This is a genomic window from Pseudonocardia asaccharolytica DSM 44247 = NBRC 16224, assembly GCF_000423625.1.
Taxonomy (GTDB): domain Bacteria; phylum Actinomycetota; class Actinomycetes; order Mycobacteriales; family Pseudonocardiaceae; genus Pseudonocardia; species Pseudonocardia asaccharolytica.
In genome coordinates, this window is the sequence record NZ_AUII01000003.1 from 274,971 (window position 1) to 299,099 (window position 24,129).

Consider the following 24,129-nt stretch of genomic DNA (forward strand, 5'->3'; position numbering starts at 1 on the left):
AGGACCCGGAAGGGCAAGGCCCGGCCAGGCCGGGCGGTCCTTTCAACCCCCGGCACGGAGAAGGCCGTGCCGGGGGCGCGGCATCAAATAGCGGTTGCCGCGCCGATGAGAGGAAAACCACCAATGCTGATCTCTCAGCGTCCCGCCCTGACCGAGGACTCGGTCACCGATACCCGGTCTCGGTTCGTCATCGAGCCGTTGGAGCCGGGGTTCGGATACACGCTGGGCAACTCGCTCCGGCGCACTCTGCTCTCCTCCATCCCGGGGGCGGCGGTGACCAGCATCCGCATCGACGGCGTGCTGCACGAGTTCACCACCGTGCCCGGCGTCAAGGAGGACGTCACCGACATCATCCTCAACCTCAAGGAGCTCGTCGTCAGCTCCGAGGAGGACGAGCCGGTCACGATGTACCTGCGCAAGCAGGGCCCCGGCCCGGTCACCGCCGGTGACATCGTGCCCCCGGCCGGTGTCACGGTGCACAACCCGGACCTGCACATCGCGATGCTGAACGACAAGGGCAGGCTCGAGGTCGAGCTCGTCGTCGAGCGGGGCCGCGGCTACGTGCCCGCCATGCAGAACAAGGCCACCGGCGCCGAGATCGGCCGCATTCCGATCGACTCGATCTACTCGCCGGTGCTCAAGGTGACCTACAAGGTCGAGGCCACCCGTGTCGAACAGCGCACCGACTTCGACAAGCTGGTGCTCGACGTCGAGACCAAGCCCTCGATCACCCCGCGCGACGCGCTGGCCTCGGCCGGTAAGACCCTGGTTGAACTCTTCGGGCTGGCCCGGGAGCTGAACGTCGACGCCGAGGGCATCGAGATCGGGCCGTCGCCGCAGGAGGCGGACACCATCGCGGCGTTCGCGATGCCGATCGAGGAGCTGGACCTCACCGTCCGCTCCTACAACTGCCTCAAGCGCGAGGGCATTCACACTGTGGGCGAGCTGGTGGGTCGCAGCGAGGCCGACCTGCTCGACATCCGCAACTTCGGTGCCAAGTCGATAGACGAGGTCAAGATGAAGCTCGTCGGCCTCGGCCTGGCGCTCAAGGACAGCCCGCCCGGATTCGATCCGTCGGCCGCCGCCACGGACTATGGCTCCGACGGGTTCGACCCCGACACCTTCGGGGACGACGGCCAGGACTACGCAGAAACGGAGCAGCTGTAGCCATGCCACAGCCCACCAAGGGGCGCCGTCTCGGCGGATCGCCCGCCCACCAGCGGCTGATGCTGGCGAACCTGGCGACCTCGCTGTTCGAGCACGGCCGGATCACGACGACCGAGGCCAAGGCGCGGCGGCTGCGCCCCTACGCCGAGCGCCTGATCACCAAGGCCAAGCGCGGCGACCTGCACAACCGCCGGGAGATCCAGAAGGTGATCCGGGACAAGGACGTCGTGCACCGGCTGATGGCCGAGATCGGTCCGTTCTTCGCCGACCGGCAGGGCGGCTACACGCGGATCACCAAGACGCTGCCGCGTCAGGGCGACAACGCGCCGATGGCCGTGATCGAGCTCGTCTCGCAGAAGACGGTCACCGACGAGGCCGAGCGGGCCCGCAGGGTCGCCGCCTCCCAGGCGGCCGCGCAGGCCCCGACCGAGGCGGCGACACCGCAGCCGGCCGCCGCGGAGGCCCCGGCGAGCGATTCGGCGAGCGAGGCGGAGGAGTCCGCCTCCACCGATGAGGCGCCCTACGGCGAGGGCAGCCACGCTCCGCTGGCCGACGCCGCGGAGGCCCCGGAGGGCTTCCCGATCAAGGGCAACGAGGATTCGAAGCTGTACCACGTCCCCGGTTCGGGGCACTACGACCGCACCGTGGCCGAGGTCTGGTTCGCCACCGCCGAGGCCGCCGAGGCCGCCGGGTTCTCGCTGCCGGCCGCGCAGCAGGAGTCCTCCGCTCCGGAGGACGGGTCCTGACCCACCCGCACGACACCGCCGAGCCCGCCGCCCACCCGGACGGCGGGCTCGGTGCTGTTGCCAGGCCCCACAGGCGGTTTCGGCTGGACGTCGCCTACGACGGCACCGACTTCTCCGGGTGGGCGGTGCAGCCGGGGCGCCGCACCGTCTGCGGGGCGCTCACCGGCGCGCTGGTGACCGTGCTGCGGGTGCCGGTGGCGCTCACCGTCGCCGGTCGCACGGACGCGGGCGTGCACGCCCGCGGGCAGGTGGCGCACGCCGATCTGCCCTCCGATCTGAACCCGGAGTGGATGGTCCGCAGGCTCGCGCGGCTGCTGCCGCCGGACGTCCGGGTGCGTGCGGTGACGCCGGTGCCCACGGAGTTCGACGCGCGCTTCTCCGCGTTGCGCAGGCACTACCGCTACCGCGTGGCCACAACCCCGTACGGCGCCGAGCCGCTGCGGGCCCGCGACACGCTCTCCTGGCCGCATCCGCTCGACCTCGACGCCGTCAACGCCGCGTCGGCCGGGCTGTTGGGTGAGCACGACTTCGCCGCCTTCTGCAAGCGTCGCGAGGGAGCCACCACCGTCCGGCACCTGCAGCGGCTGAGCTGGACCCGCGGTGCCGATGGGGTGGTCGTTGCCGCGGTGTCGGCCGACGCGTTCTGCCATTCGATGGTGCGCAGCCTGGTCGGCGCCTTGCTCGACGTCGGGCGGGACCGCCGGGAGGCCGAGTGGGCCGTGGCGTTGCTGACCCGCGGCGAGCGGGTGAGCGACGTCGCGGTCGCCCCGCCGCACGGGCTCACGCTGGTCGGGGTGGATTACCCGCCCGACGACGAGCTCGCCGCCCGCGCCGCCGTGACCCGCAATATGCGTCGGAGCCCCCTGTGAGTGCGTAACAGTGTTCTAACACTGTTACGCACTCACAGGGGGCTGTACTCACGGCGGCTGCATTTTGATGAACCGGCCGCGGGCGGGTGCCCGCCCGGCTAGCGTCCGGGCTCGTGCCCCGCGCCGCCGTGACCCGGGCCCCGGTGACCCGCGACCATGCCGATGCCTACCGCTACGGGCTGCGCCGGCTCGAGTCCGCGCTCGTCAGCGGGGATCCCGTCCCGCTGCACGAGCAGATCCGCTCCCAGCGCCGGGCCGCGTTCGCCGGGGTTCTGGTCGCGCTGCTCGCGCTCGGTGGCGTCGCGATCTACGCGCTGATCGCCCCGCGTCCGGACTGGACACGCCAGCTGCTCGTCGTCGGCGACCGTTCGGGATCGATGTACGTCGTCGCGCACGACCCGGACCGGCTCGTCCCGGTCGCGAACCTGGCCGCGGGACGGCTCGTGCTCGCCGCTCTCGGGAACGGGGGCGGCGCGACGGCGGTCCCGGTCGTCGTCCGCGACGAGGATCTCGCCCCGGTGCCGCGCACGCCCACCGCGGCGATCGCCGGCGCGGTCGCGGTGCATCCGGACGGGCCGGGAATCCCCCCGCGCTGGTCGGTCTGCGACCGCACCACCACGGCCGGCCGACCCCGGCCGGCCGGAACGACGGTCGTCGCGGGGGCGGCGGCCACCGAGCCGACCCCCGGCGTGGGCGTGCTGCTCGCCGTGCCAGACGGGGGCACCTACGCGGTGATCGAGGGGCACCGGCACCGCATCGGCCTGTCCGACCGTCCGGTTCTCGCCGCGCTCGGACTGGCCGGCCGCAGCGCCCGGCCGGCCAGCTCCGGGATGGTGTCCGGCATCCCGGAGGGATTGCCGCTGGTCACGCCCGAGCTACCGGCCGGACGCGGACCCGCGGGAGTGCCCGGCCGGGTCGGCGACGTCCTCACGGTCACCCCGATCGGTGCCCCCGGGCGCTACTACGTGGTGCTGCCCGATGGGCTGCAGGAGGTCCCGGCGCTGGCCGCGCAGGTGCTCGCGGCGACCACCGGCCGCGAGCCCGTCGAAGTCGGGACGGGGCTCGTGGCGTCCGTCCCGCTCGTCGACACCCTCGATGTAGCCGGATGGCCTGCCCCGCCCACCCGCTGGGCCGAGCCCGCCGATGCGCCGGTGGTGTGCTGGACATGGACCCCAGAGGCCACGTCGGTGCAGCTCGGGGATCGGATTCCGGCGCCGGACCAGGCCGTGGTGATCGATCTCGCGCAGGCCGACGGCCCCGGCGATCGGGTGGACGCGGTCGTCCTCGGACCCGGTGGCGGTGGACCGGTCCGCTCGACCGCACCCGGGCAGCCGTCCGGGACGGGGAGCCTGTGGCTCATCTCCGCGACCGGCGTCGGCTACGGGGTGGCGGATCACCCCTCGGCCGCCGCGCTCGGCATCAACGGCGCTGAACCGGCCCCCGAGGCGGCGCTGCGGCTGCTCCCGACGGGGCCGGCGCTGGACCTGGCGGCCGCGGCGCGGGTGGTCGACGTGGGGACATCCGCCATCCCCCGAGCCGCGCCGTGATGATCGCCGCGCCGCCGAGCAGGATGGCCGCGACCAGGACCGCCGGCGATGCCGGATCGGTGTCGGTGGGTGGGTTCCCTCCGGCCCCGGGCAGCGCGGCCGTGGGACGGGCCGGGGGCTCGGCTGGGCGATCCGCGCCGGTCGGGACGAGTGGCTCCGCGGTGAGCGCAGCCAGCGGGTCGACCACACCGTGTCCGACGGCCTCGTTCAGCCCGGCGGCGGATCTGCGTGCGGTCGCGATGATCCGGTCGGCCACCTGTCGGGCGGACAACCGCGGGAACCGCTGCCGCACCAGCGCGGCGGTGCCGGCCACCCACGGGACGGCGAAACTCGTTCCGCGCAGGTCCGCGCCGGTGAACCCGCCACCGGCCGCCAGCGAACGCAGCCTCGTGCCCGGCGCCGCGACATCGACCCACGGACCGTGCAGGCTGATCTCCGACGGCGACCCACCCGGCTCCACGGCGGCCACCGTGAGCAGGTCGTCGCCCAACCATCCGGGCAGCGACACCAGACCGGCCGCACCGCAGCCGCCGGTGCCGATATTGCCCGCCGCGGCGACCACCACGACATCGGAGTCGGCGGCGTAGCGCAGCGCGGCCCGCAACCTGGCCCCGGCGCTCGCCGCCCGAGCCGGGGGCAGGCAGACCGCCCCGGAGATGTTGACGACCGTCGCATCCCGCCGCACGGCGAGCACGACCGCGTCGGCCAGGGTGTCGGTGTCGCCGCCTGGTTGTGCCGCGCCGTCGGGACCGCGGACGGTGAGCACGGTGCTGGACTGGCGGATCGACAGGACCCGTGCGGCGGGGGCGATGCCGGTGAAGCCGTCGGCGTCGTCCGGTGCGGCGGCGAGCAGGCCCGCGACGGCGGTGCCGTGGCCGTCGCAGTCGTCGAGGCCGTCGCCACCCTGCAGATAGTCCCCGATCCCGGTCAGCCGCCCCGCCAGTCGCGGGTGCGGGCTGACCCCGGTGTCGATCACGGCGATGCGCTGGCCCGCCCCGGTGGCCAGCCGGTGCACGGTATCGAGCCGCAGGCCCGCCGCGGCGACGTCGACGACCGGCCCGGGGCTTCCGGCCCCCTCCGGCGGAGCGCAGCTGTCCGGTGCCTGGAGCCCGGCGGTCGGCCCGGGCACGCCACTCCCCGGGGGCGGTGGGGGAGCCGGGACGACCACCATGGCGAGCGCCACCAGCAGCGCCGCGCTCACCATCCGCGCACCAGCCCGTAGAGCCCGGCCGCCCCGGCCGCCAGCGGGATCGCGACGACGAGGAGTCCCACCTCCAGCAGGTCCGCGGCGCGGCGGGTGACCGGCGACCAGGCCCGGCCCCGGGCGGAGACCATCGCGGCCGCGGCGGCCAGCAGCGCCAGCCCGAGCCCGACCCGGACCCCGGGGCCGGTCGTGAACGCGAGCGGCACCAGCCCGAGACCCGCGGCGGCGCCGCCGATCAGCAGGGCGCGGGCCGTCGCCGGGTCGGCGAACCCGCGGGAGCGCAACAGCAGCACCGTGGCCGTCACCGCCGCGAAGGCCGGGCCGACCCACCCGGGCATCCGGCCGGCCAGCCACGCGCCCACCGCCGCGGCCGCGGCGCCGCCGCCGACAAGGCCTGCGAGGTAGCCGCGGGCCAGGTCGGCGCGTTCGGCGAGCTCGGCAGGAAGCAGGTCTGGCCCGCGGTCGGCGGCCACGAGCTCGCTCGCGTCGGTGGGCACCTGCGGCCGCGGTATCCCGGCCAGCCGCAGCGCGCACCTGGGCAGCAGCGGCCCGGCCGCCAGCGCCGCCGCCGTCACTCCGCTGCCCACCGCCCCCGGGGAACCGCCGGTCCGGAGCAGGGCCAGCGCCCCGATCCCGGCTGCCACCGCCGCGACCACCAGCCCGACCAGCAGCGGCGCCACCACCCGCACGGCCAGCTGACCCGCGGCCGCGACGGTGCCAGCCGCGACGGTGGCCAGGAGCGCCTGGGTGGGTCCCGGTGGCCCGGGTAGCGTCGCCCACCCCGCCGCCGCGGCGAGCGGGACCGCGGCCAGCACCGCGGTGAGCGCGGCGACCCGGTCGTGCCCCTCACTGAGCCGGGCGGCGTGCAGCACCGCCGCGACCGCGGCGAACGCGCCGCCGACGACGGCGAGCGCGACCAGCCACGGTCGCGCCCCCGAGGCGCGGATTCCGGCCAGCAGGACCGCCGCGACACCGGCCAGCAGCACCACCGCGGCCGGGCCGAGCCCGCGCGCCTGGCTCGCCCGCGGGTGGTCGTGCACGGCCGTGTGGTCGTGCACGGCAGTGTGGTCGTGCACGGCAGTGTGGTCGTGCACGGCGGCGGCCAGCGCCTCGGCGGGATCGTCGAAGACTGGCGCGGGCGGCGGCGGGGTGTCCGGGCCGATCCGCAGCAGCTCGCCGTCGAGGATCCCGAGGTCGGCCAGGGTCGCGTCGGGCGGCAGAGGTCCGCCCGCCGGTCCGCTGAGCCGCCACGGCACCGGCCGCCGTCCGGGCCCGGTGCGCGCGGGCTCGCCGAGCAGTTCGAGCACCATCGGCACGAGCTCGGCGAGGGGGACGTCGGCGGGCAGCGCGAGATCCACGCGGGAGCGTGGAGCCAGCACACTGACCCGGCAGAACGTCGACGAGTTCGGCTGCACGGGTGCCTCTCGGTTGCGCCAAACGGCCCCGTGGGCCGCACCGGATGCCTAGTATCGCCACGCCCTGTCCCCGGGAAGGGCCGTTCCGGACAACTCGTCGCCGACAGCGGGAGGGTCGCGATGCGCACTGTGGGGGTGACGCGGCCGCGCCGCCGACCGCTGCCGATGCCGGGCGGCGAGCTGGCGCTGGAGCCGCCGCCGGAGCCCGAGCGCGTCATCCCGGCCGGGGTGCTGAGCCGGTTGCTCCCGGTGGTGATGATCGCGGCGTCGATCGGCTTCGTCGCCGTCCTCGGGCCCGGCAACCCGACGTCGTGGCTGTTCGGCGGGATGTTCGTGATCTCGACGCTCGGCATGATGCTCACCGGCGGCGGGCGCGGCGGCGGACAGCGGGCCGCCGGGATCGACGAGGACCGCCGCGACTACCTGCGCTACCTCGGTTCGATGCGCCGCCGGATGCGCGAGATCGCCGCGGCGCAGCGCGGCGCGCTGGAGAACGGGCACCCCGAGCCCGCGGCGTGGCCCTCGGTGCTCGCCGCGGGCAGGCTGTGGGAACGACGCACCGCCGACGTCGACTTTGGCCGGCTGCGCATCGGATGCGGCACCCAGCGGCTCGCGACCCGGCTGATCGCGCCGCAGACGGGGCCGGTCGAGGGGGTCGAGCCGGTCACCGCCCTGGCCCTGCGCCGGTTCCTGACCGGCCATTCCGTGGTGGCCGAGCTGCCCGTCGCGGTGTCGGTGCGGCACAGCTCGACGGTGTGGCTGGAGCCCGCGGACCACGAGCTGGCGCCGGCTCGCGGGCTGGCCAGGGCAATGGTCGCGCAGTACGCGCTGTGGCACAGCCCGACCGACGCGCTGCTGGCGGTCGTCGCCCCGCCGTCGCTGGCGGCGGCGTGGGAGTGGGCGAAATGGCTTCCACACGTCGCGCATCCCCGGCTGCGCGACGCCATCGGACCGCTGCGGATGTTCACCGCCGACGCCGACGAGCTGCGCCGCTGGTGGATCACCGAGCTCGCCGGGCGTCCGCCGGGGCCCGGCGAGGGCGAACCGCACCTGCTCGTCGTCGTCGACGGGATGGCGGCGACCCCGGGGCCATGGGCCGGCGTGGCCGGGGTGACCGTGCTGCGCGTCGGCGCCCCACCCGGGCGACGGCCCGCGCCGTCGGTCGTGCGGCTGGCGGTGGGCCCGGCCCGGCTCGCCCGGTTGAACCGCAACGACCCCGTGGGCGCCGAGATCGGACGCCCCGACGCGCTGTCGGTCGCCGAGGCGCGCGCCCTCGCCCGCAGGCTCGCCCGGTACCGCCCGGCGGGCGCCGCGTCCGGCGACGAGGACACCGCGGCCGGGCCCACCGGGTTGCCCGCCCTGCTCGGGATCGCCGAGCGGCCCGGTCCCGCGGCGGTCGAGGAGCTGCGGGAGCGCTGGGGGAAGGCCGAGGCCGACCGGCTGCGGGTGCCGATCGGCGTCGACGAGCGGGGACAGCCGGTGGCGCTGGATCTCAAGGAGTCGGCGCACGGCGGCAGCGGTCCGCACGGGCTGTGCGTCGGCGCGACGGGCTCGGGCAAGAGCGAACTGTTGCGGACTCTCGTGCTCGGGCTCGCCGCCACGCATTCCCCGGCCGATCTCAACCTGGTGCTCGTCGACTTCAAGGGCGGCGCCACGTTCCTCGGTTTCGCCGAGCTGCCCCATGTCTCCGCGGTGATCACCAACCTGGTCGACGAGCTCACCCTCGTCGACCGGATGGCCGACGCGCTGGCCGGCGAGATCACCCGGCGCCAGGAGCTGCTGCGGGCGGCGGGGAACCTGACCGACGTCACCGGGTACGCGGCCGCCCGGCGGGCCGGCGCGGATCTGCCGCCGCTGCCCGCGCTGCTCGTCGTCGTCGACGAGTTCTCCGAGCTGCTCGCCCAGCGCCCCGAGCTGATCGATCTGCTCGTCACGATCGGTCGGCTGGGCCGCTCGCTCGGGCTGCACCTGCTGCTGGCCTCGCAGCGCCTCGACGAGGGCAGGCTGCGCGGTCTGGAATCCCATCTGTCCTACCGGATCGCGTTGCGCACCTTCTCCGCCGCGGAGTCGCGTGCGGTGCTCGGCGTGCCCGACGCCCACCAGCTCCCACCGGCCCCCGGCTCGGCGTTCCTGGCGACCGGCACCGGGGAGCTGGTGCGCTTCCGCGGCGCCTACGTCTCCGGCCCGCCCGCGGGATCCACGGGGCCGGGACCGTCGGGGCAGCCGCGAGCGTTGCCGTTCCGGGCCGGGCGGGTGCGCGCGCCGTCCACGGGCAGCGCACTGGCCGCGCCGGGCGATACCGCGCCGACCGTCCTGGACGGGATGCTGGATGCGCTGCGGGGACGCGGCCCGGCCGCGCACCGGGTGTGGATGCCGCCACTGGACGTCCCGCCGCCCCTGGACGAGCTACTCGGCCCGATCACCCCGACGGCCGGTCGGGGGCTGAGCGTGGGCGGACCGGTCGGGACGCTCCAGGTGCCGATCGGCCTGATCGACCGGCCCTACCAGCAGCGCCGGGATCCGCTCGTCGCCGACCTCTCCGGGGCGGCCGGGCATCTCGTGGTCGTCGGGGGCCCGCGATCGGGCAAGTCGACGGCCCTGCGCGCCCTGGTGCTCGGCCTCGCGCTCACCCACACCCCCGCGGAGCTGGGCGTGCACGTCCTGGACTTCGGCGGTGGCGGGCTCGCGGCGCTCGCCGGGCTGCCGCATGTCGGCACCGTCGCGGATCGCCAGCAGCCCGACCTCGTCCGGCGCACCCTCGCCGAGGTCAACGCCGTGCTGACCCGCCGGGAACGGCTGTTCCGCGACGCCGGTCTCGGCGCCGTCGAGGAGTTTCGGACGCGTCGGGCGCGCGGGGAGTTCGCCGGGGAGCCGGCCACCGATCTGCTGCTCGTGCTCGACGGCTATCTGACGCTGCGCGCGGAGTTCGAGGACCTGGAGGCCCGGCTCCTGCCGCTGGCCACCCAGGGGCTGGGTTACGGCGTGCACCTGGCGCTGTCGGCGAGTCGCTGGACCGAGCTGCGTCCGGCGCTCAAGGACCTGCTCGGAACGCGACTGGAGCTGCGGCTGGGGGAGCCGTCGGAGTCGGAGGCGGAGCGGCGCAAGGCGGCCGGGGTGCCGGCCCGGCCCGGGCACGGACTGGCCGCCGACGGGGCCCCGATGGTCCTTGCCGCGCCGCGCTGCGGCGAGCACGCCGACACCCCATCGTTGGTCGAGGCCATCGCCCGCTCCTGGTCGGGCCCCCCGGTCGCGCCGGTGCGGCTGCTGCCGACCCGGCTGGAGCATGTGGCGCTTGCACCGGGGGACCCCACGCGGGTCCCGCTCGGCGTCGACGAGGACCGGCTGGCGCTCGTCGAGCTCGACTTCGCCGCCGAACCGCACCTGTTCTGCTTCGCCGACGCCGAGAGCGGGAAGACCAACCTGCTGCGGCTGCTCGCCCGGGGGATCACCGACCGGTTCACCCCCGAACAGGCGCGGGTCGTGCTCGTCGACTACCGGCGCGGGTTGTTCGGGGCCGTCGCGCCGTCCCATCTGATCGGCCACGCCAGCACCGCCGAGGCCGCGGCGACGGCGCTGCGCGAGGTGGCCGAGTCGCTGCGCCGCAGGTTGCCGGGGCCCGATGTGACAGCGCGGCAGCTGCGGGAGCGCAGCTGGTGGTCCGGGCCGGAGGTGTTCGTACTCGTCGACGACTACGACCTGGTCGCCCCGATCGGCGCCACTGTGGCGAACCCGCTGCTGCCGCTGGTCGAGTTCCTCCCGCAGGCCAAGGACGTCGGGCTGCATCTGGTGGTGACCCGGCGCTGCGGCGGCGCCGGGCGCGCGCTGTACGACCCGCTGCTCAGCCGGTTGCGCGAGCTCGCCGCTCCGGGCCTGGTGATGAACGGCAGCCCGGACGAGGGCGCACTGGTCGAGTCGGTGAAGCCGGCTCCGATGCCGCCGGGACGGGCCGTCCTCGTCGACCGCAGGCGCGGCCCGCGCCGGGTGCAGCTCGCCTGGCTGCCCGACCCCGGCGACGCGCCGTGATCGGCTCTCCGCAGTGCCCGTCCCGGGTCGCGGTGCATCCCGGGACGGGTGCGACGCGGGTGGCCGTGGTCGATCCCGGTGGCGAGCCCCGGCTGCTCGCCCGGCTGCCGGGCCGGTGCGACGTCGACGACGTGCTCGGGGTGCTGTTCGCCGACCGCCGGCCCGAGCCGGTGGTCGTGGGCGCGGCGGGGGTGCCGGTCGCGGTCGCGGTCGGCGGTGGGTTGCCGCGGATCGTGATCGACGGCGGGGTCTCCGGCACCGAGGTGACGCTTGTCGGGCCGGACGGCGTGGGCCCGACCCGGACCGTCGACGTGGGTGGGGCCCGCTGCGACACGGTCGCGCGTGAGCTGTTGAGCGGTGCCTCGCTCGAGGAGGCGCGCCGCGTCCGCGAGGGCCTCTCGCTGCTGCCCGCGGTGACGGCCGACGGCGGGGTCCGGCTCGACGCCGGCACGCTGCGCCGGGCGCTGGCCGAGCCGATGTCCCTGATCGTCGATGCCGCCGCCGAGGTCGCCGAGCTCGCCGGCGGCGGGGTCGCGGAGGTGGTGCTGGTCGGCGGGCTGGCCCGCACCCCGCTGCTGGCCGAGCTGTTCGACGCGGCGGGCGTGGGGCCGGTGCGGGTGCCGCCGGTGCCCGACGTCGCCGCGGTCCTCGGCGCCCTGACCCCTCTCCCCTCCAGCCCCCGTCCTTCTGCGAGTCGCGGTGTTTCCGCGACCGAGTCGGGGTATTCCTGCGACCGAGTCGGAGTTTCCCCGGGCCCCCCGCTCCTGCCGCCGATCCCCCCGCGCCGGCACCGCGTCCGGCGGGCCGCGCTGGGCGTCGCGGTGGGCCTCATCGCGCTCCTCGGCGCCGGCGCAGCGCTGGTCCCCGGCCGGCACCTCGCGAACACCGCGGGCGAGCTGGTCCAGTACGGCTACCGGCTGGCGCTGCCCGCCGGGTGGGCGCATACCGGCGGGCTTCCCGAACGTCGTCGCACACTGATCACCCCGACCATGGCGCCCGCCGGGAGCGATCTGGTCTCGATCGAGCTGAGCGAGCTGGGCTACGACGCCGATGCCGAGCCCGCTCGCGCCCGCGCGGAACTGCGGTCCGCCTTCCACGCGGCGGTCGCCGGTGGGGAGCGGCTCACGGGATTCGACCCGGACGGCCGCTTCGCCGGCCGCGCCGTGGCCGTCTATCGGCAGGATCTGCGGGGCACGGTCGTCGACTGGTACGTCGTGTTCGACGGCGGCGCACAGTTCAGCATCGGGTGCCGGCACACGCCGTCCGGAGTGGTCGCGGTCGATGCGGCGTGTGCAACGGTCGTCGCCTCGGTGCGGCCGGCGTGAGGCGGCGCGCCACGGGGGCAATGGCGCCCCGTGGCGGCCCACGTTGTCGAGATCCGGCGGCATGACTACCTCGATCCGGTTGTCCAGCAACTGATCGGCGAGGTGCAGGACGAGTACGTCGTCCGCTACGGCGATGCGGACCGCTCGCCCGTCGATCCCGCCGAGTTCACCCCGCCGCGCGGGGCCGTTCTCCTCGCCTGGTGCGACGACGACGCGGTGGCCTCGGTCGCGCTGCGCGCGGTCCCGGACACGCCCGCAACGGCCGAGGTCAAACGGCTGTACGTGCGCAGGCACCACCGTCGCCGGGGCCTGGGACGCACCCTGCTGCGGGCGGCCGAGGACCGCGCTCGGGCCATGGGATACCGCCGGGTCATCCTGGAGACCGGCACCCGACAGCCCGAGTCGCTGCGGCTCTACGCGAGCGAGGGCTACCACCGGATCCCCGGGTACGGCTACTACGCCCACCAGCCGCAGACGGTCTGCTTCGGCAAGGACCTCCGGTAGCGGCTTCCCGATCGCGAACCCGATCGTCGGAACCGCCACGCCCGCGGGTCTCCTCCTGCAACGGTGTCCCCGCTCGCGAGACGGACACGCTGACACGAGGGGCTGATCGGCATGGCAGGTGGCTTCGGGACGACCACCGAGGAGATGGCCCGCGCGGGCCGGCACGTACTGGAGGTGAACGACGCCGTGCAGTCCGAGCTGTCGGTTCTGCGCGGCAGGCTCGCACCCCTCGCGGGGGCATGGCGCGGCGACGCGGCGACGGCGTTCGCCTCGCTGATGGCTCGTTGGGACGCCGACGCGCGATCGCTCAGCGAGGCGCTTCGCGGGATCGGTGAGGCGATCCAGGGATCGGCACAGGCGTACCAGCGCCAGGAGGACGAGCAGGCCGGTGGCCTCTCGTCGATCCGGACGGCGCTGGGCTGAGGAGAGCGGAGAACATGTCCGAGATCAAGGTCACCTTTGCCGAGCTGGCTGCGGCGCAGAGCAACGTCGCGACGTCTGTCCAGCGCATCTTCGGCAGGCTCGACGAGCTCAAGCGCTTCCTCGCGCCGCTCGCCGCGACCTGGGAGGGCCAGGCTGCGACCGACTATCAGGCCCGGCAGCGACAGTGGGATACCGCGGCGGCCGACCTGGCATCCGTGCTGACCCGGATCAGTGTTGCGCTCGGTGCCGCGAACGACAACTACCAGCAGGTCGAGCGGGTGAACGCACGCCGCTGGCAGTGATCGACGGCGGCCGACGGCCGGTCCGGGGGGTCGTTTTGACCCGCATTCGGGGCGGCAGGTACTCTCGGCTCTCGATATGCGGCGGGTGAGCTGCGGCTGTCACGGGTTTCTCGGGTGGCGTGCTCATCTTCCGGTCGCTCCGATGCGGCCTGCTGCACCGCGCGACGACAGGCATCCCGAGCCGAGAACGACGAGGTAGGTCCGTGCCCACGTACAGCCCCAAACCCGGCGATATCACCCGCGCCTGGCACGTGATCGACGCCACCGATGTGGTGCTCGGCCGGCTGGCCAGCCATGCCGCGACGCTGCTGCGCGGCAAGCACAAGCCGACCTACGCCCCGCACGTGGACACGGGCGACTTCGTCGTGATCGTGAACGCCGAGAAGATCGCCGTGTCCGGTAACAAGCGCGACAACAAGTTCGTCTATCGCCACTCGGGTTACCCCGGTGGCCTTCGGCGCCGCTCGGTCGGCGAGATGATCGAGAAGCACCCGGACCGGCTTGTCGAGAAGGCGGTCAAGGGCATGCTGCCCAAGAACCGGCTCGGTCGTGCGATGGCCAAGAAGCTGAAGGTCTACGCCGGGCCCTCGCACCCGCACACCGCGCAGAAGCCGCAGACCTTCGAGATCACCCAGGTGGCGCAGTGACGACCGCCGACCCGAGCAACGAAGAGGGACAGCACGTGACCACCCCTGAGCCCGAGGCCGGCGACGCCGTCGCCGCTGAGGCCGTCGCCGCTGAGGCCGTCGACACCGAGGCCGTCGACACCGAGGCCGTCGACACCGAGGCCGTCGACACCGAGGCCGTTGCCGGCGAGGCCGTGGAGTCCTACGAGTACCCGGCCGATGAGGCGTTCGTCGCCGAGGCCCCGAGCGTCCTTCCGGACCGGCCCATCCAGACCGTTGGCCGGCGCAAGGAGGCCGTGGTCCGGGTTCGGCTGGTCCCCGGCTCCGGCGCCTTCACGCTCAACGGCAAGTCGCTGGAGACCTACTTCCCGAACAAGCTGCACCAGCAGCTCGTCCGGGAGCCCCTGGTCACCGTGGAGAAGACCGAACGCTACGACATCTTCGCCAACCTCACCGGCGGCGGTACGTCCGGTCAGGCCGGGGCCCTACGCCTGGCGATCGCGCGGGCGCTGGTCGAGGCCGACTCCGAGGACCGGCCGTCACTCAAGCGCGCCGGCTTCCTGACCAGGGACGCCCGCGTCACCGAGCGAAAGAAGTACGGCCTGAAGAAGGCCCGCAAGGCGCCCCAGTACAGCAAGCGCTGACCCTCGCCGGATGCGTCGCCTCTTCGGAACCGACGGTGTCCGGGGCCTGGCCAATGGCGAGCTCCTCACACCGGAGCTCGCCATGGCCGTTGCGGCCTCGGCCGCGCGGGTCCTCGTCGAGCACGATCCTTCGCGCCGTCCGGTGGCCGTGGTGGGACGGGACCCGCGGGCGAGCGGTGAGATGCTGGAGTCCGCGGTGGTCGCCGGCCTCGCGTCCGCCGGCGCGGATGCCGTTCGGGTCGGGGTGTTGCCCACCCCGGCGGTCGCCTTCCTCGTCGCCGAGCTGGGTGCCGACCTCGGCGTGATGATCTCGGCATCACACAATTCGATGCCGGACAACGGGATCAAGTTGTTCGCCGTCGGCGGGCACAAGCTGCCCGACGATGTCGAACTGGCCATCGAGAACGGGCTGGAGCCGCCTGCCGTGCGGCCGACCGGGTCCGGGGTCGGCCGAGTGCGGGACCTCGCCGATGCCGTCGACCGGTACACCGCCCATCTCCTGACGAGCACGACCCAGTCGCTGGCGGGGCTACGGGTGGTCGTCGACTGTGCGTACGGCGCCGCGTCGACTGCGGCGCCGGACTGCTACGCCAAGGCCGGTGCCGATGTCGTCGCGCTGCACGCGACGCCCAACGGGATCAATATCAACGATGGGGTCGGCTCGACGCATCTCGGGCCGTTACGCAACGCCGTCGTCGCGCACGGGGCGGACCTGGGCATCGCGCACGACGGCGACGCCGACCGATGCCTGGCCATCGACGCCGCCGGTAACGAGATCGACGGCGACCGGATCATGGCGATCCTGGCGTTGGCCCTGCGCGAGGCGGGCGAGCTCGCGGGCGACACCCTCGTCGCGACGGTCATGAGCAACCTCGGCCTGCACCTGGCCATGCGCGCCGCCGGGATCGCGGTACGCACCACCGCGGTCGGAGACCGGTACGTGCTCGAGGAGCTGCGGGCGGGCGGATACAGCCTGGGCGGTGAGCAGTCGGGGCACGTCGTGCTGCCCGCGCACGCCACCACCGGGGACGGGCTGCTCACCGCGCTGCGGCTGATGGCGCGGCTGGCGCAGACCGGCTCGTCGCTGGCCGAGCTCGCCGCGGTGGTCACGCCGCTGCCGCAGATCCTGCGCAACGTACGGGTGGTCGACCGGGCCGCCGCCGTGTCGTCGGATGCCGTCCGGGAGGCCGTGGCGGCCGCGGAGGCGGAGCTGGGCGACACCGGCCGGGTGCTGTTGCGTCCGTCGGGGACCGAGCAGCTGGTGCGGGTGATGGTCGAGGCCGCGACCGCCGAGCAGGCCGAGCACATCGCCACCCGCCTGGCCGAGATCGTCGCCGCGACCCGCTGACCCGACCCCCGCGAGTCGCGGTTTCCGAGCGCGAGTCGGGGAGCTCCGCGTCCGAGTTGTGGGGTCCGGGCCGGCGACTTGACCGGAACGGCCCCATGAGCCGCCTGCTCTGCGCCAGGCTTGGCCCATGCCGCCAGACATTCATCTCGACGGCGACCGCCTGCGGGAGCACGCGGCCCGCGTGGCCGCGCTCGCTGAGCGGTTGCTGACCCATCCCACGCCGGAGGCCGCGGATGTGCTGGTCGGTTGCCGGAGCGGGACGGCGACCGCTCTCGTATCGGACATGGAACGGCTGACGGCGACGGTGGAGCGAGCCGCAGGGCGCCTCGTCGATCTCGGTTGCGCCCTCCAGATCGCTGCGGCCGACGCCCAGGAGGTCGATCGGCGCATCCGTGACCGGGTCCTCCGCGCGGGATGGGAGATGGGTCCATGAGCACTCCGGAGCATGAGCCGGATGTGGTGGCCGCCGCGTTCGAGCAGGTCGCAGCGTGGTTGGACGATTTCGTCGATGTCCTCGACGACGGAATGCAGGAGATCCGCAGATTGGTGACCGCCGTCGTCGAGGACTGGCCCGACGCGCGTGGCCGCGAGTGGTGCTCCCAGGCCGAGTTCATCCAGCGGGAGTTCGGACGACAGATGGACCTCGGCCTGGAACTGTCGCGGGCAGCCGGACGGACGGCGGCCGAGATCAGCGCGTCGGCGGCAGCGGAGCCGACCGAGACGCAGCCGGGACAGGCGCCGGACGGGATCCGGCTCGGCGGGACCGAAGGAAGCCGGGTGGGCGGCTGGTCCGGGATGCGGATCGCGACGCTGCCCGATCCGGACGTGCCGGTGCGGTGAGCGTGCCGGCGCGACTCGGTCGCGCGAATACCCCGGCTCGCGCTCGGAATACCGCGACTCGCGGAGGTGGGGTTGGGGGTCAGCGGGTGGTGAGCTCGGTGCCGGGAACCTTGCCGTCCACCAGCTCGGCGACCCGGTCCTCGCCGCAGAGGTGGTGGAGCAGGAACGCGGTGACGAGTGCCCGGGTGATCCGGCGGGTGCGCTCGTCCTTCTTGGTCGCCAGCAGCAGATCGCTCCAGTGCCTGCCCTCGAGGAACGCGGTGTGGCCTGCCTTGGGCAGCGTCCGCACCCACACCCTCCCGCCCACGGCCATCGAGATCGCCTCGGCGTGCCCGGCCGGCGGGGCGACCGTGTCCTTGCCCGCCACGATGTGCAGCGTCGGCACCGTGACGGCCCGGGCGGCCTCGACCGCGGAGGGCCGGGTCTGCGCCGGGGCGATCGTGACGACGGCCGCGACCCGTGGGTGCGTCGCCGCGGCCAGTAGCGCCGCGCCGGCGCCGATACCGTGCCCGGCCAGCGCCATCCGGCGCGAGTCGACGCTGATCTTCCCCTCGCCGAGCCGGACCCCCGCGCAGGTGTCCAGGGCGGTTCGCAGATCGGCGGAGAACCGGGCGATGCTCGGCAGCGCACCGCGGTGACTGGCCGGGGCGGCCACCACGATTCCCCAGGACGCGAGATGGCGCAGCAACTCGGTGTACCGGGCGGGCGGCTGCAGCCAGTCGTGGCCGAACGCCACCGCCGGCAGCCCGAGGCCCTCGGCGGGCGCGAACACGACGCCGGGCACCCCGACGAGCCCGAGGTCTCCGCGTAGCACCGTGTTCGGGCCGGGGCGCGAGAGCTGAGCGAGGGCGTCCTTGGTCTTGCGCACCGGCTCCGGCCGGGTGAACGTGCTGGTCCGGGTCACAGCGCAGCACCGTACCGCCGACGATCACCTCCCGCCTACTCTGGGCGCCATGTGCGGCATCGTCGGATACGTCGGTCATCGCCCTGCGCTGGAGGTCGTACTGGCCGGCCTGCGGCGGCTGGAGTACCGCGGGTACGACTCGGCAGGCGTCGCCGTGCTGAACGGCCGGGGCGAGCTGGCGGTCGAGCGCAAGGCCGGGCCGCTGGGCAACCTCGAGGCCCGGCTGGACGAGGTGGGCCGCGAGCGGCTGGCCGGTACCACCGGCATGGGCCATACCCGATGGGCCACGCACGGCGCCCCGACCGACCGCAACGCACATCCGCATCGCAGCGCGGCCGGGGACGTGGCCGTGGTGCACAACGGGATCGTCGAGAACTACCTGCCGCTGCGCAGCGAGATCGAGGCGGCCGGGATCGAGCTGACCAGCGCCACGGACAGCGAGACCGTCGCACACCTGGTGGCGCTGGCGTACGCGGGCGGGCCCACGAGAGGCGATCTGAAGGCCGCCGTGCGCGCCGTCGCGCGCCGGTTGGAGGGTGCGTTCACCCTGCTGATCACGCATGCCCACCATCCCGGCACGATCGTCGCCGCGCGCCGCTCCTCACCGCTGGTGCTGGGCCTCGGGACGGGGGAGACGTTCCTGGCCTCCGACGTCGCCGCGTTCATCGAGTTCACCCGCGACGCGGTCGAGCTGGGTCAGGACCAGATCGTCACGATCACCCGGGACGGCTACTCGGTGACCGACTTCGCCGGCAACGCGGTCGAGGCCACGCCGTTCGAGGTGACCTGGGATCTCGCGGCCGCCGAGAAAGGCGGCCACGAGTACTTCATGCTCAAGGAGATCGAGGAGCAGCCTGCCGCGGTCGCGAACACCCTGCGCGGGCACTTCGTCGACCACCGGATCGTCCTGGACGAGCAGCGCCTGTCCGACCAGGACCTGCGTGACGTCGACAAGGTCTTCGTCGTCGCGTGCGGAACGGCCTACCACTCCGGGTTGCTGGCCAAGTACGCCATCGAGCACTGGACCCGCCTGCCCGTCGAGGTCGAGCTCGCCAGCGAGTTCCGCTACCGCGATCCCGTGCTGGACCGCTGCACCCTCGTCGTCGCGATCTCCCAGTCCGGGGAGACGGCCGACACCCTGGAGGCGATCCGGCACGCCAAGGACCAGAAGGCCCGGGTGCTCGCGATCTGCAACACCAACGGCGCGCAGATCCCGCGCGAGTCCGACGCCGTCATCTACACCCACGCGGGCCCCGAGATCGGCGTCGCGGCCACGAAGACCTTCACCGCCCAGATCGCCGCGAACTACCTCGTCGGCCTCGCCCTCGCCCAGGCCCGCGGCACCAAGTACCCCGACGAGGTGGCCCGCGAGTTCCGCGAGCTCGCGGCCATGCCCGAGGCGGTGGCGCGCACCCTGGAGAGCTTGGAGACGGCCCGCTCACTGGGCGGCGAACTCGCGGGCTCCAAGGCGGTGCTGTTCCTCGGTCGTCACGTCGGTTACCCGGTGGCGCTGGAGGGCGCGCTCAAGCTCAAGGAGCTCGCCTATATGCACGCCGAGGCGTTCGCGGCCGGTGAGCTCAAGCACGGCCCGATCGCGCTGATCGAGGAGGGGCTGCCGGTCATCGTCGTCATGCCCTCGCCCAAGGGGCGCGCCGTGCTGCACGCCAAGCTGCTGAGCAACATCCAGGAGATCCGGGCCCGCGGCGCGCGCACGGTCGTCATCGCCGAGGAGGGCGACGAGACGGTGTGGCCGTTCGCGCAGCACCTGTTCGAGGTGCCCGCGGTGCCGACGCTGCTGCAGCCCCTGGTGTCGACGATCCCGCTGCAGGTGATCGCCGCCGAGATCGCCCGAGCCCGCGGGTACGACGTGGACCGGCCCCGCAACCTGGCGAAGTCCGTCACGGTGGAGTAGGCCGGTCCCGCTAGCGTCGGGGCCGTGAAGGGCGTATGGACCTCCCTGCAGATCCGCGAGGCCGAGCAGGTGCTGCTCGACCGCAGCCCCGAGGGCGCGTTGATGCGGCGCGCGGCATTCGGGCTGGAGGTGGTCGTTCGCCGGATGCTGGCCGAACGGGCCGGCGGGGTCTCCGGGCGGCGGGTGGCGCTGCTGGTCGGCGCCGGCAACAACGGCGGTGACGCGCTGTGGGCCGGGGCGGGGCTGCGCCGGCGGGGGGCGGGGGTCACCGCGGTGCTGCTCGCCCCGGACAAGGCCCATCCGGCCGGCCTCGCGGCACTGTGCCGCGCCGGGGGCCGGGTGCTGGCGGCGGGCGATGACGGTGCGCGCAGCGCGGTGACCGAGGCGGACGTCCTGGTCGACGGGATCGTCGGTATCGCGGGGCGGGGGCCGCTGCGCCCGGCCGCCGCGAGCCTCGTCGCGGCGGCCGACGAGGCCGGGGTGCCGGTCGTCGCGGTCGACCTGCCCAGCGGCGTCGATCCCGACACCGGCGCCGTCGACGGGCCCGCGGTCGCGGCGGCGCGGACCGTCACGTTCGGCGCGCTGAAGCCGGTGCACGTGCTCGCGGCGCCGCGGTGCGGCCCGGTGCAGTTGGTCGACATCGGGCTCGGCCCGTTGCTGCCCGCCCCGCACGCCCAGGTGCTCGACGCCGCGGACGTGGCCGCGGGCTGGCCGGTTCCGGGTCCGGCCGACGACAAGTACACCCAGGGCGTGGCCGGCGTCGCCGCCGGGTCGGCGACCTACCCGGGCGCGGCGGTGCTCACCACCGGCGCCGCGGTGCTCGCCACCAGCGGGATGGTCCGCTACGCCGGGCCTGCGGCCGACGAGGTGCGCGCCCGCTGGCCCGAGGTCGTGGCGTCGGACACCCTGGATGCGGCCGGGCAGACCCGGTCCTGGGCGGTCGGGCCGGGGATCGGCCTCGACGAGGCCGCCCGCGGCACGCTGGCTGCGGTGATCGACCGCGGCGTCCCGCTCTGCATCGACGCGGACGCGATCACGCTGCTGTCCCGGCACGAGGACCTTCGCCACGCCGTACGGGGCAGGTCGGTGGTGCTCACCCCGCACGACCGGGAGTTCGCGCGGCTGTGCGGCGACGTCGGGACCGACCGGATCGGGGCCGCTCGCCGCGCGGCCGCCGACCTGGACGTCACGGTGCTGCTCAAGGGCAACGCGACGGTCGTCGCGGCGCCGGACGGACGGGTGCTGGTGCACCCCTCGCCGGAATCGTGGGCGGCGACGGCCGGTTCCGGTGACGTGCTGTCCGGGATCGTGGGCGCGCTGCTCGCCGCGGGGCGGGAGCCGTGCTGGGCGGGCGGCGCTGCGACCTTCCTGCACGGCAGGGCGGCCGTGCTGGCCGCCCGGGGTGCCCCGGCGCCGGCGTCGATGCTCCAGGTGGCGATCCCGGCGGCGATCCGGGCGCTGCGTGCCCCCGCGCGCCGCCGGGCCGGGTGATCTGCCTCGCGTCGGCCGCGCGCGCCGACCGGCCGTCGGGGCCGGATGCGATGATGCGGACGTGGCCGATGCAGGAATGTCCGCCCCGGGACCGCGCGCGGAGGCGGTGATCGACCTTGCCGCGATCCGGTACAACGTCGGTCTGCTCGCCGGCATGGCGGCCGCGTCGGGCGCGCAGGCGATGGTCGTGGTCAAGGCCGACGGCTACAGCCACGGCGCGGTGCCCGTCGCCCGCGCCGCGCTGGAGGCGGGCGCGGCCTGGCTGGGGGTGTGCACCCTCGATGAGGCCATGGCGCTGCGTTCGGCGGGTATCACCGCACCGGTGCTGTCCTGGCTGCATCTGCCCGACGAGGACTTCGCGCCTGCGGTGGGCGCCGGCATCGACCTCTCGGTCTCCTCGCGCGCGCACCTGGCCGCGGTGCTCGACGGCGCGCGAAGGGCAGGCCGCCCGGCCAGGCTGCACCTCAAGATCGACACAGGGCTGAGCCGCAACGGGGCGCAACCCGCGGATTGGCCCGATCTCGTCGACGACGCGGCGAAAGGGGCCGCCGAGGGTGCCTGCGAGGTGGTCGCCGTGTGGTCGCACCTCGCGCATGCCGACGCCCCGCACCACCTCGTGATCGACCGGCAGGCCGAGCGGCTGAACGCGGCCTGGCAGGCCGTCCGCGAGCGCGGTCTGCACCCGATCCGGCATCTGGCCAACTCCGCGGCCACGATGACCCGGCCCGACCTGCACTTCGACCTGGTGCGCCCGGGCATCGCCGTCTACGGCCTCGACCCGCTCGACCGGCCCGTCGCCGATGGTCCGTTGCGCCCGGCGATGACGCTGCGGGCACGGGTCGTGCTGGTCAAGCGAGTGCCGGCCGGCGAAGGAGTGTCATATGGGCACGAATGGACCACCCCGCACGAGACCACGCTGGCGCTGCTGCCCATCGGCTACGCCGACGGGGTGCCGCGCAGGCTCAACCGGGCGGGCCGGATGCGGGTGTGGTTGGCGGGGCGGTCGCGGCCGGTGGTCGGCCGGGTGTGCATGGACCAGATCGTCGTGGACTGCGGGGACGACCCGGTGACCGAGGGGCAGACCGCGGTGCTCTTCGGGCCCGGCGACGGCGGTACCCCGACCGCCCAGGAGTGGGCCGCTGAGCTCGGCACGATCCACTACGAGATCGTCACGGGCGTGCGCGGGCGGGTGCGCCGGACGGTGGTCGACGGGGCGGGCCCGCCGTGAAGCGCGCGGCATGGCAGGCGCTCGGCGTCGCGAGCGGGGCCGCCGGCGCGGTCCTCGGGATCAGCATGGCGGCGCACCGGCGCTCCCAGCACGTGGCCGAGCGGCGCCGGCTCGCCACCGAGCTGGCGGGCGGTGCCGTCCTCGGTGCCCTGCCGCCGGGGGAGGACTGCTCGGTCACCGCCGACGACGGCGTCCGACTGGCCTGCGAGCAGATCATGCCGGCGAACGGACGCCGACCCGCGCTGACCGTCGTGCTCATCCACGGTTTCGCACTCGACCGGCGCACCTGGTTGCTCCAGCGTCGGGCGCTCGCGGAGCTCGCCGACCCGGCCGTCCGGCTGGTCCTCTACGACCAGCGCAGCCACGGCCGCTCCGAGCGCGCGGGCCGGGACAGCTGCACGCTCGAACAGCTGGGCCGCGATATCGACACCGTCATCCGCACGCTGGTCCCCGATGGTCCGCTGGTGCTCGTCGGACATTCGATGGGCGGGATGGCGCTGATGGCGTTCGCGGAGCAGCATCCGGACCTGGTCACCGAGCGCGTGGCCGGGATGGCGTTCATCTCGACCTCGGCCGGGGAGATCGCGAGCAAGGGTCTTCCCGGGACCCTGCTGTCCCGGCACAACCCGTTGACCCGCGGCGTCGGGTTGCTGGCCAGGGCGCAGCCCCAGCTCGTCGAGGGCGTTCGCCGGGCCGCGGCCGAGCTGATCTGGACGATCACCCGCAGCCTCGCCTACGCCGACCACCAGGTCGACCCGGCGCTCGTCGACCTGGTCGACGAGATGATCCGCAGCAACGCGGTCGACGCGCTGACCGACTTCGTCGACACCCTGGGCAGCCACGACCGCAGCGCGGCCCTGCCCGCGCTGGCCAGCTGCGAGGTTCTGGTCGCGGCCGGCACCGCCGACCGGGTCATCCCGTTCACCCACAGCCTGCGGATCGCCGCCGAGCTGCCCGACGCAACGCTGCTGCAGCTGCTCGAGACCGGGCACATGCCTATGCTCGAGCGCGCCACCCTGATCGACGAGGCGCTGACCGAACTGATCATCCGCAGCGCGCGCCGGACGCGGACCGGTCCCCGCCTGCGGCGCCTGCGGAGGCGGGCGTGAGCGATACCACCCTGGTCTGGAACACCGAGATCGAGCTCCCCGAACCGTCCGACACCGAGGAGCTCGGGGCCGCGTTGGCCGCGCAGCTGCGGGCGGGGGATCTCGTCGTGCTGTCGGGGCCGCTGGGTGCGGGCAAGACGGTGCTGGTCCGGGGCCTGGCGCGGGGACTGGGGGTCACCGGGCCGGTCACCTCCCCCACGTTCGTCATTGCCCGGGAACATCGGCCGTCGCCGGGTGGCGCGGGGGTGCCGCTGGTGCACGTCGACGCCTACCGCCTCGGGGGACCGGACGAGCTGGACGACCTCGACCTCGATACCGAGCTGTCCGAGGCCGTCGTCGCCGTCGAGTGGGGGGAAGGGGTCGCCGAGCGGCTCGCCGAACGGCATGTGCTGGTGCGGCTGTGGCGCCGCCCCGACGATGTCCGTGTCGCGTCGGTGGAGCGTGTGGAGGCGGCGTGACCGGGGCGGGGTGCGGCCGACCGGTTCCCGGTCGGTCCTCGTAG

General features: G+C 74.5%; 21 protein-coding genes and 1 pseudogene. 19 read left to right on the forward strand and 3 right to left on the reverse strand.

Annotated features, from left to right (window positions below):
• Nucleotides 1-123: 123 nt before the first annotated feature.
• From G567_RS0105505 to eccB, 4 genes are all read left to right on the forward strand, one after another.
• Nucleotides 124-1,167 carry a DNA-directed RNA polymerase subunit alpha gene (locus tag G567_RS0105505; protein ID WP_028929194.1) on the forward strand — a complete coding sequence of 348 codons (1,044 nt, stop codon included), beginning with the start codon at nucleotides 124-126 and terminating at the stop codon, nucleotides 1,165-1,167.
• 2 nt (nucleotides 1,168-1,169) lie between these two features.
• A complete protein-coding gene (gene rplQ / locus G567_RS0105510; protein WP_028929195.1) occupies nucleotides 1,170-1,913 on the forward strand; it encodes a 50S ribosomal protein L17, sunset domain variant in 744 nt (247 codons plus the stop codon).
• Nucleotides 1,914-1,996: 83 nt separating this feature from the next.
• Nucleotides 1,997-2,782, forward strand: a complete 786-nt coding sequence (truA, locus tag G567_RS0105515; protein WP_028929196.1) for a tRNA pseudouridine(38-40) synthase TruA — start codon at nucleotides 1,997-1,999, stop codon at nucleotides 2,780-2,782.
• A 113-nt stretch (nucleotides 2,783-2,895) separates the two neighbouring features.
• Nucleotides 2,896-4,329 (forward strand): type VII secretion protein EccB, encoded by a 1,434-nt coding sequence (gene eccB / locus G567_RS0105520; RefSeq protein WP_161631669.1) that lies wholly within the window; start codon nucleotides 2,896-2,898, stop codon nucleotides 4,327-4,329.
• 19 nt (nucleotides 4,330-4,348) lie between these two features.
• On the opposite strand, the pseudogene mycP reads toward eccB, so the two are convergent.
• Nucleotides 4,349-5,533: pseudogene (gene mycP, locus G567_RS35985) on the reverse strand (type VII secretion-associated serine protease mycosin); the annotation flags it as partial.
• Nucleotides 5,527-6,948 (reverse strand): type VII secretion integral membrane protein EccD, encoded by a 1,422-nt coding sequence (eccD, locus tag G567_RS0105535; protein WP_084795884.1) that lies wholly within the window; start codon nucleotides 6,946-6,948, stop codon nucleotides 5,527-5,529. The pseudogene mycP and the gene eccD, both read right to left, overlap by 7 nt.
• 120 nt (nucleotides 6,949-7,068) lie before the next feature.
• Between eccD and G567_RS0105540 the strand changes: the two genes are divergently transcribed.
• The 10 genes from G567_RS0105540 to G567_RS0105585 all read left to right on the forward strand — a co-directional run bounded on the left by G567_RS0105540 (nucleotide 7,069) and on the right by G567_RS0105585 (nucleotide 16,983).
• Entirely contained in the window at nucleotides 7,069-10,971 is a 3,903-nt protein-coding gene (locus tag G567_RS0105540; protein WP_028929201.1) for a type VII secretion protein EccC, read from the forward strand.
• 59 nt (nucleotides 10,972-11,030) lie between these two features.
• Nucleotides 11,031-12,296 carry a type VII secretion-associated protein gene (locus G567_RS0105545; protein WP_147200878.1) on the forward strand — a complete coding sequence of 422 codons (1,266 nt, stop codon included), beginning with the start codon at nucleotides 11,031-11,033 and terminating at the stop codon, nucleotides 12,294-12,296.
• Nucleotides 12,297-12,326: 30 nt separating this feature from the next.
• Complete coding sequence (locus G567_RS0105550) at nucleotides 12,327-12,800, forward strand: GNAT family N-acetyltransferase (RefSeq protein ID WP_051232323.1); 474 nt, start codon at nucleotides 12,327-12,329, stop codon at nucleotides 12,798-12,800.
• Nucleotides 12,801-12,911: 111 nt separating this feature from the next.
• Nucleotides 12,912-13,223, forward strand: coding sequence for a WXG100 family type VII secretion target (locus tag G567_RS0105555; RefSeq protein ID WP_028929204.1), 312 nt, complete (start codon nucleotides 12,912-12,914; stop codon nucleotides 13,221-13,223).
• A gap of 14 nt (nucleotides 13,224-13,237) precedes the next feature.
• Nucleotides 13,238-13,525 carry a WXG100 family type VII secretion target gene (locus G567_RS0105560; RefSeq protein ID WP_028929205.1) on the forward strand — a complete coding sequence of 96 codons (288 nt, stop codon included), beginning with the start codon at nucleotides 13,238-13,240 and terminating at the stop codon, nucleotides 13,523-13,525.
• Between the two features lie 203 nt (nucleotides 13,526-13,728).
• Nucleotides 13,729-14,172 carry a 50S ribosomal protein L13 gene (rplM, locus tag G567_RS0105565; protein WP_028929206.1) on the forward strand — a complete coding sequence of 148 codons (444 nt, stop codon included), beginning with the start codon at nucleotides 13,729-13,731 and terminating at the stop codon, nucleotides 14,170-14,172.
• 35 nt (nucleotides 14,173-14,207) lie between these two features.
• Nucleotides 14,208-14,795, forward strand: a complete 588-nt coding sequence (gene rpsI / locus G567_RS32825) for a 30S ribosomal protein S9 (RefSeq protein ID WP_084795900.1) — start codon at nucleotides 14,208-14,210, stop codon at nucleotides 14,793-14,795.
• A gap of 10 nt (nucleotides 14,796-14,805) precedes the next feature.
• Nucleotides 14,806-16,143 (forward strand): phosphoglucosamine mutase, encoded by a 1,338-nt coding sequence (glmM, locus tag G567_RS0105575; RefSeq protein ID WP_028929208.1) that lies wholly within the window; start codon nucleotides 14,806-14,808, stop codon nucleotides 16,141-16,143.
• A gap of 127 nt (nucleotides 16,144-16,270) precedes the next feature.
• Nucleotides 16,271-16,576, forward strand: coding sequence for a hypothetical protein (locus tag G567_RS0105580; RefSeq protein ID WP_028929209.1), 306 nt, complete (start codon nucleotides 16,271-16,273; stop codon nucleotides 16,574-16,576).
• Nucleotides 16,573-16,983 (forward strand): hypothetical protein, encoded by a 411-nt coding sequence (locus G567_RS0105585; protein ID WP_147200877.1) that lies wholly within the window; start codon nucleotides 16,573-16,575, stop codon nucleotides 16,981-16,983. The genes G567_RS0105580 and G567_RS0105585 overlap by 4 nt, the downstream gene beginning before the upstream one ends.
• A 79-nt stretch (nucleotides 16,984-17,062) precedes the next feature.
• Here the strand turns inward: G567_RS0105585 and G567_RS26925 are convergent, their stop codons facing one another.
• Nucleotides 17,063-17,887, reverse strand: coding sequence for a dienelactone hydrolase family protein (locus G567_RS26925; RefSeq protein ID WP_051232325.1), 825 nt, complete (start codon nucleotides 17,885-17,887; stop codon nucleotides 17,063-17,065).
• 49 nt (nucleotides 17,888-17,936) lie between these two features.
• Here G567_RS26925 and glmS point away from each other — a divergent pair, with 49 nt between their 5' ends.
• The 5 genes from glmS to tsaE all read left to right on the forward strand — a co-directional run bounded on the left by glmS (nucleotide 17,937) and on the right by tsaE (nucleotide 24,085).
• Entirely contained in the window at nucleotides 17,937-19,799 is a 1,863-nt protein-coding gene (gene glmS / locus G567_RS0105595; protein WP_028929211.1) for a glutamine--fructose-6-phosphate transaminase (isomerizing), read from the forward strand.
• A 24-nt stretch (nucleotides 19,800-19,823) separates the two neighbouring features.
• Nucleotides 19,824-21,290 (forward strand): bifunctional ADP-dependent NAD(P)H-hydrate dehydratase/NAD(P)H-hydrate epimerase, encoded by a 1,467-nt coding sequence (locus tag G567_RS0105600; RefSeq protein ID WP_028929212.1) that lies wholly within the window; start codon nucleotides 19,824-19,826, stop codon nucleotides 21,288-21,290.
• A gap of 76 nt (nucleotides 21,291-21,366) precedes the next feature.
• The gene (alr, locus tag G567_RS0105605) at nucleotides 21,367-22,518 is read left to right on the forward strand and encodes an alanine racemase (protein ID WP_028929213.1); all 1,152 of its coding nucleotides are present in this window, start codon (nucleotides 21,367-21,369) and stop codon (nucleotides 22,516-22,518) included.
• Nucleotides 22,515-23,627 (forward strand): alpha/beta fold hydrolase, encoded by a 1,113-nt coding sequence (locus G567_RS0105610; RefSeq protein ID WP_028929214.1) that lies wholly within the window; start codon nucleotides 22,515-22,517, stop codon nucleotides 23,625-23,627. Before alr ends, G567_RS0105610 begins: the two co-directional genes overlap by 4 nt.
• On the forward strand, nucleotides 23,624-24,085 hold the full coding sequence (gene tsaE / locus G567_RS0105615; protein ID WP_084795885.1) for a tRNA (adenosine(37)-N6)-threonylcarbamoyltransferase complex ATPase subunit type 1 TsaE: 462 nt from the start codon (nucleotides 23,624-23,626) through the stop codon (nucleotides 24,083-24,085). The genes G567_RS0105610 and tsaE overlap by 4 nt, the downstream gene beginning before the upstream one ends.
• Nucleotides 24,086-24,129 lie beyond the last annotated feature (44 nt).

Excerpts from the sequence above, each read along its gene's own strand:
- G567_RS0105540 (WP_028929201.1), top strand. The coding sequence starts at position 7,069 with ATGCGCACTGTGGGGGTGACGCGGCCGCGCCGCCGACCGCTGCCGATG.
- glmS (WP_028929211.1), top strand. The coding sequence starts at position 17,937 with ATGTGCGGCATCGTCGGATACGTCGGTCATCGCCCTGCGCTGGAGGTC.
- glmM (WP_028929208.1), top strand. The coding sequence starts at position 14,806 with ATGCGTCGCCTCTTCGGAACCGACGGTGTCCGGGGCCTGGCCAATGGC.
- rplQ (WP_028929195.1), top strand. The coding sequence starts at position 1,170 with ATGCCACAGCCCACCAAGGGGCGCCGTCTCGGCGGATCGCCCGCCCAC.
- G567_RS0105560 (WP_028929205.1), top strand. The coding sequence starts at position 13,238 with ATGTCCGAGATCAAGGTCACCTTTGCCGAGCTGGCTGCGGCGCAGAGC.
- G567_RS0105505 (WP_028929194.1), top strand. The coding sequence starts at position 124 with ATGCTGATCTCTCAGCGTCCCGCCCTGACCGAGGACTCGGTCACCGAT.
- alr (WP_028929213.1), top strand. The coding sequence starts at position 21,367 with ATGTCCGCCCCGGGACCGCGCGCGGAGGCGGTGATCGACCTTGCCGCG.
- G567_RS0105585 (WP_147200877.1), top strand. The coding sequence starts at position 16,573 with ATGAGCACTCCGGAGCATGAGCCGGATGTGGTGGCCGCCGCGTTCGAG.
- G567_RS0105580 (WP_028929209.1), top strand. The coding sequence starts at position 16,271 with ATGCCGCCAGACATTCATCTCGACGGCGACCGCCTGCGGGAGCACGCG.
- G567_RS0105555 (WP_028929204.1), top strand. The coding sequence starts at position 12,912 with ATGGCAGGTGGCTTCGGGACGACCACCGAGGAGATGGCCCGCGCGGGC.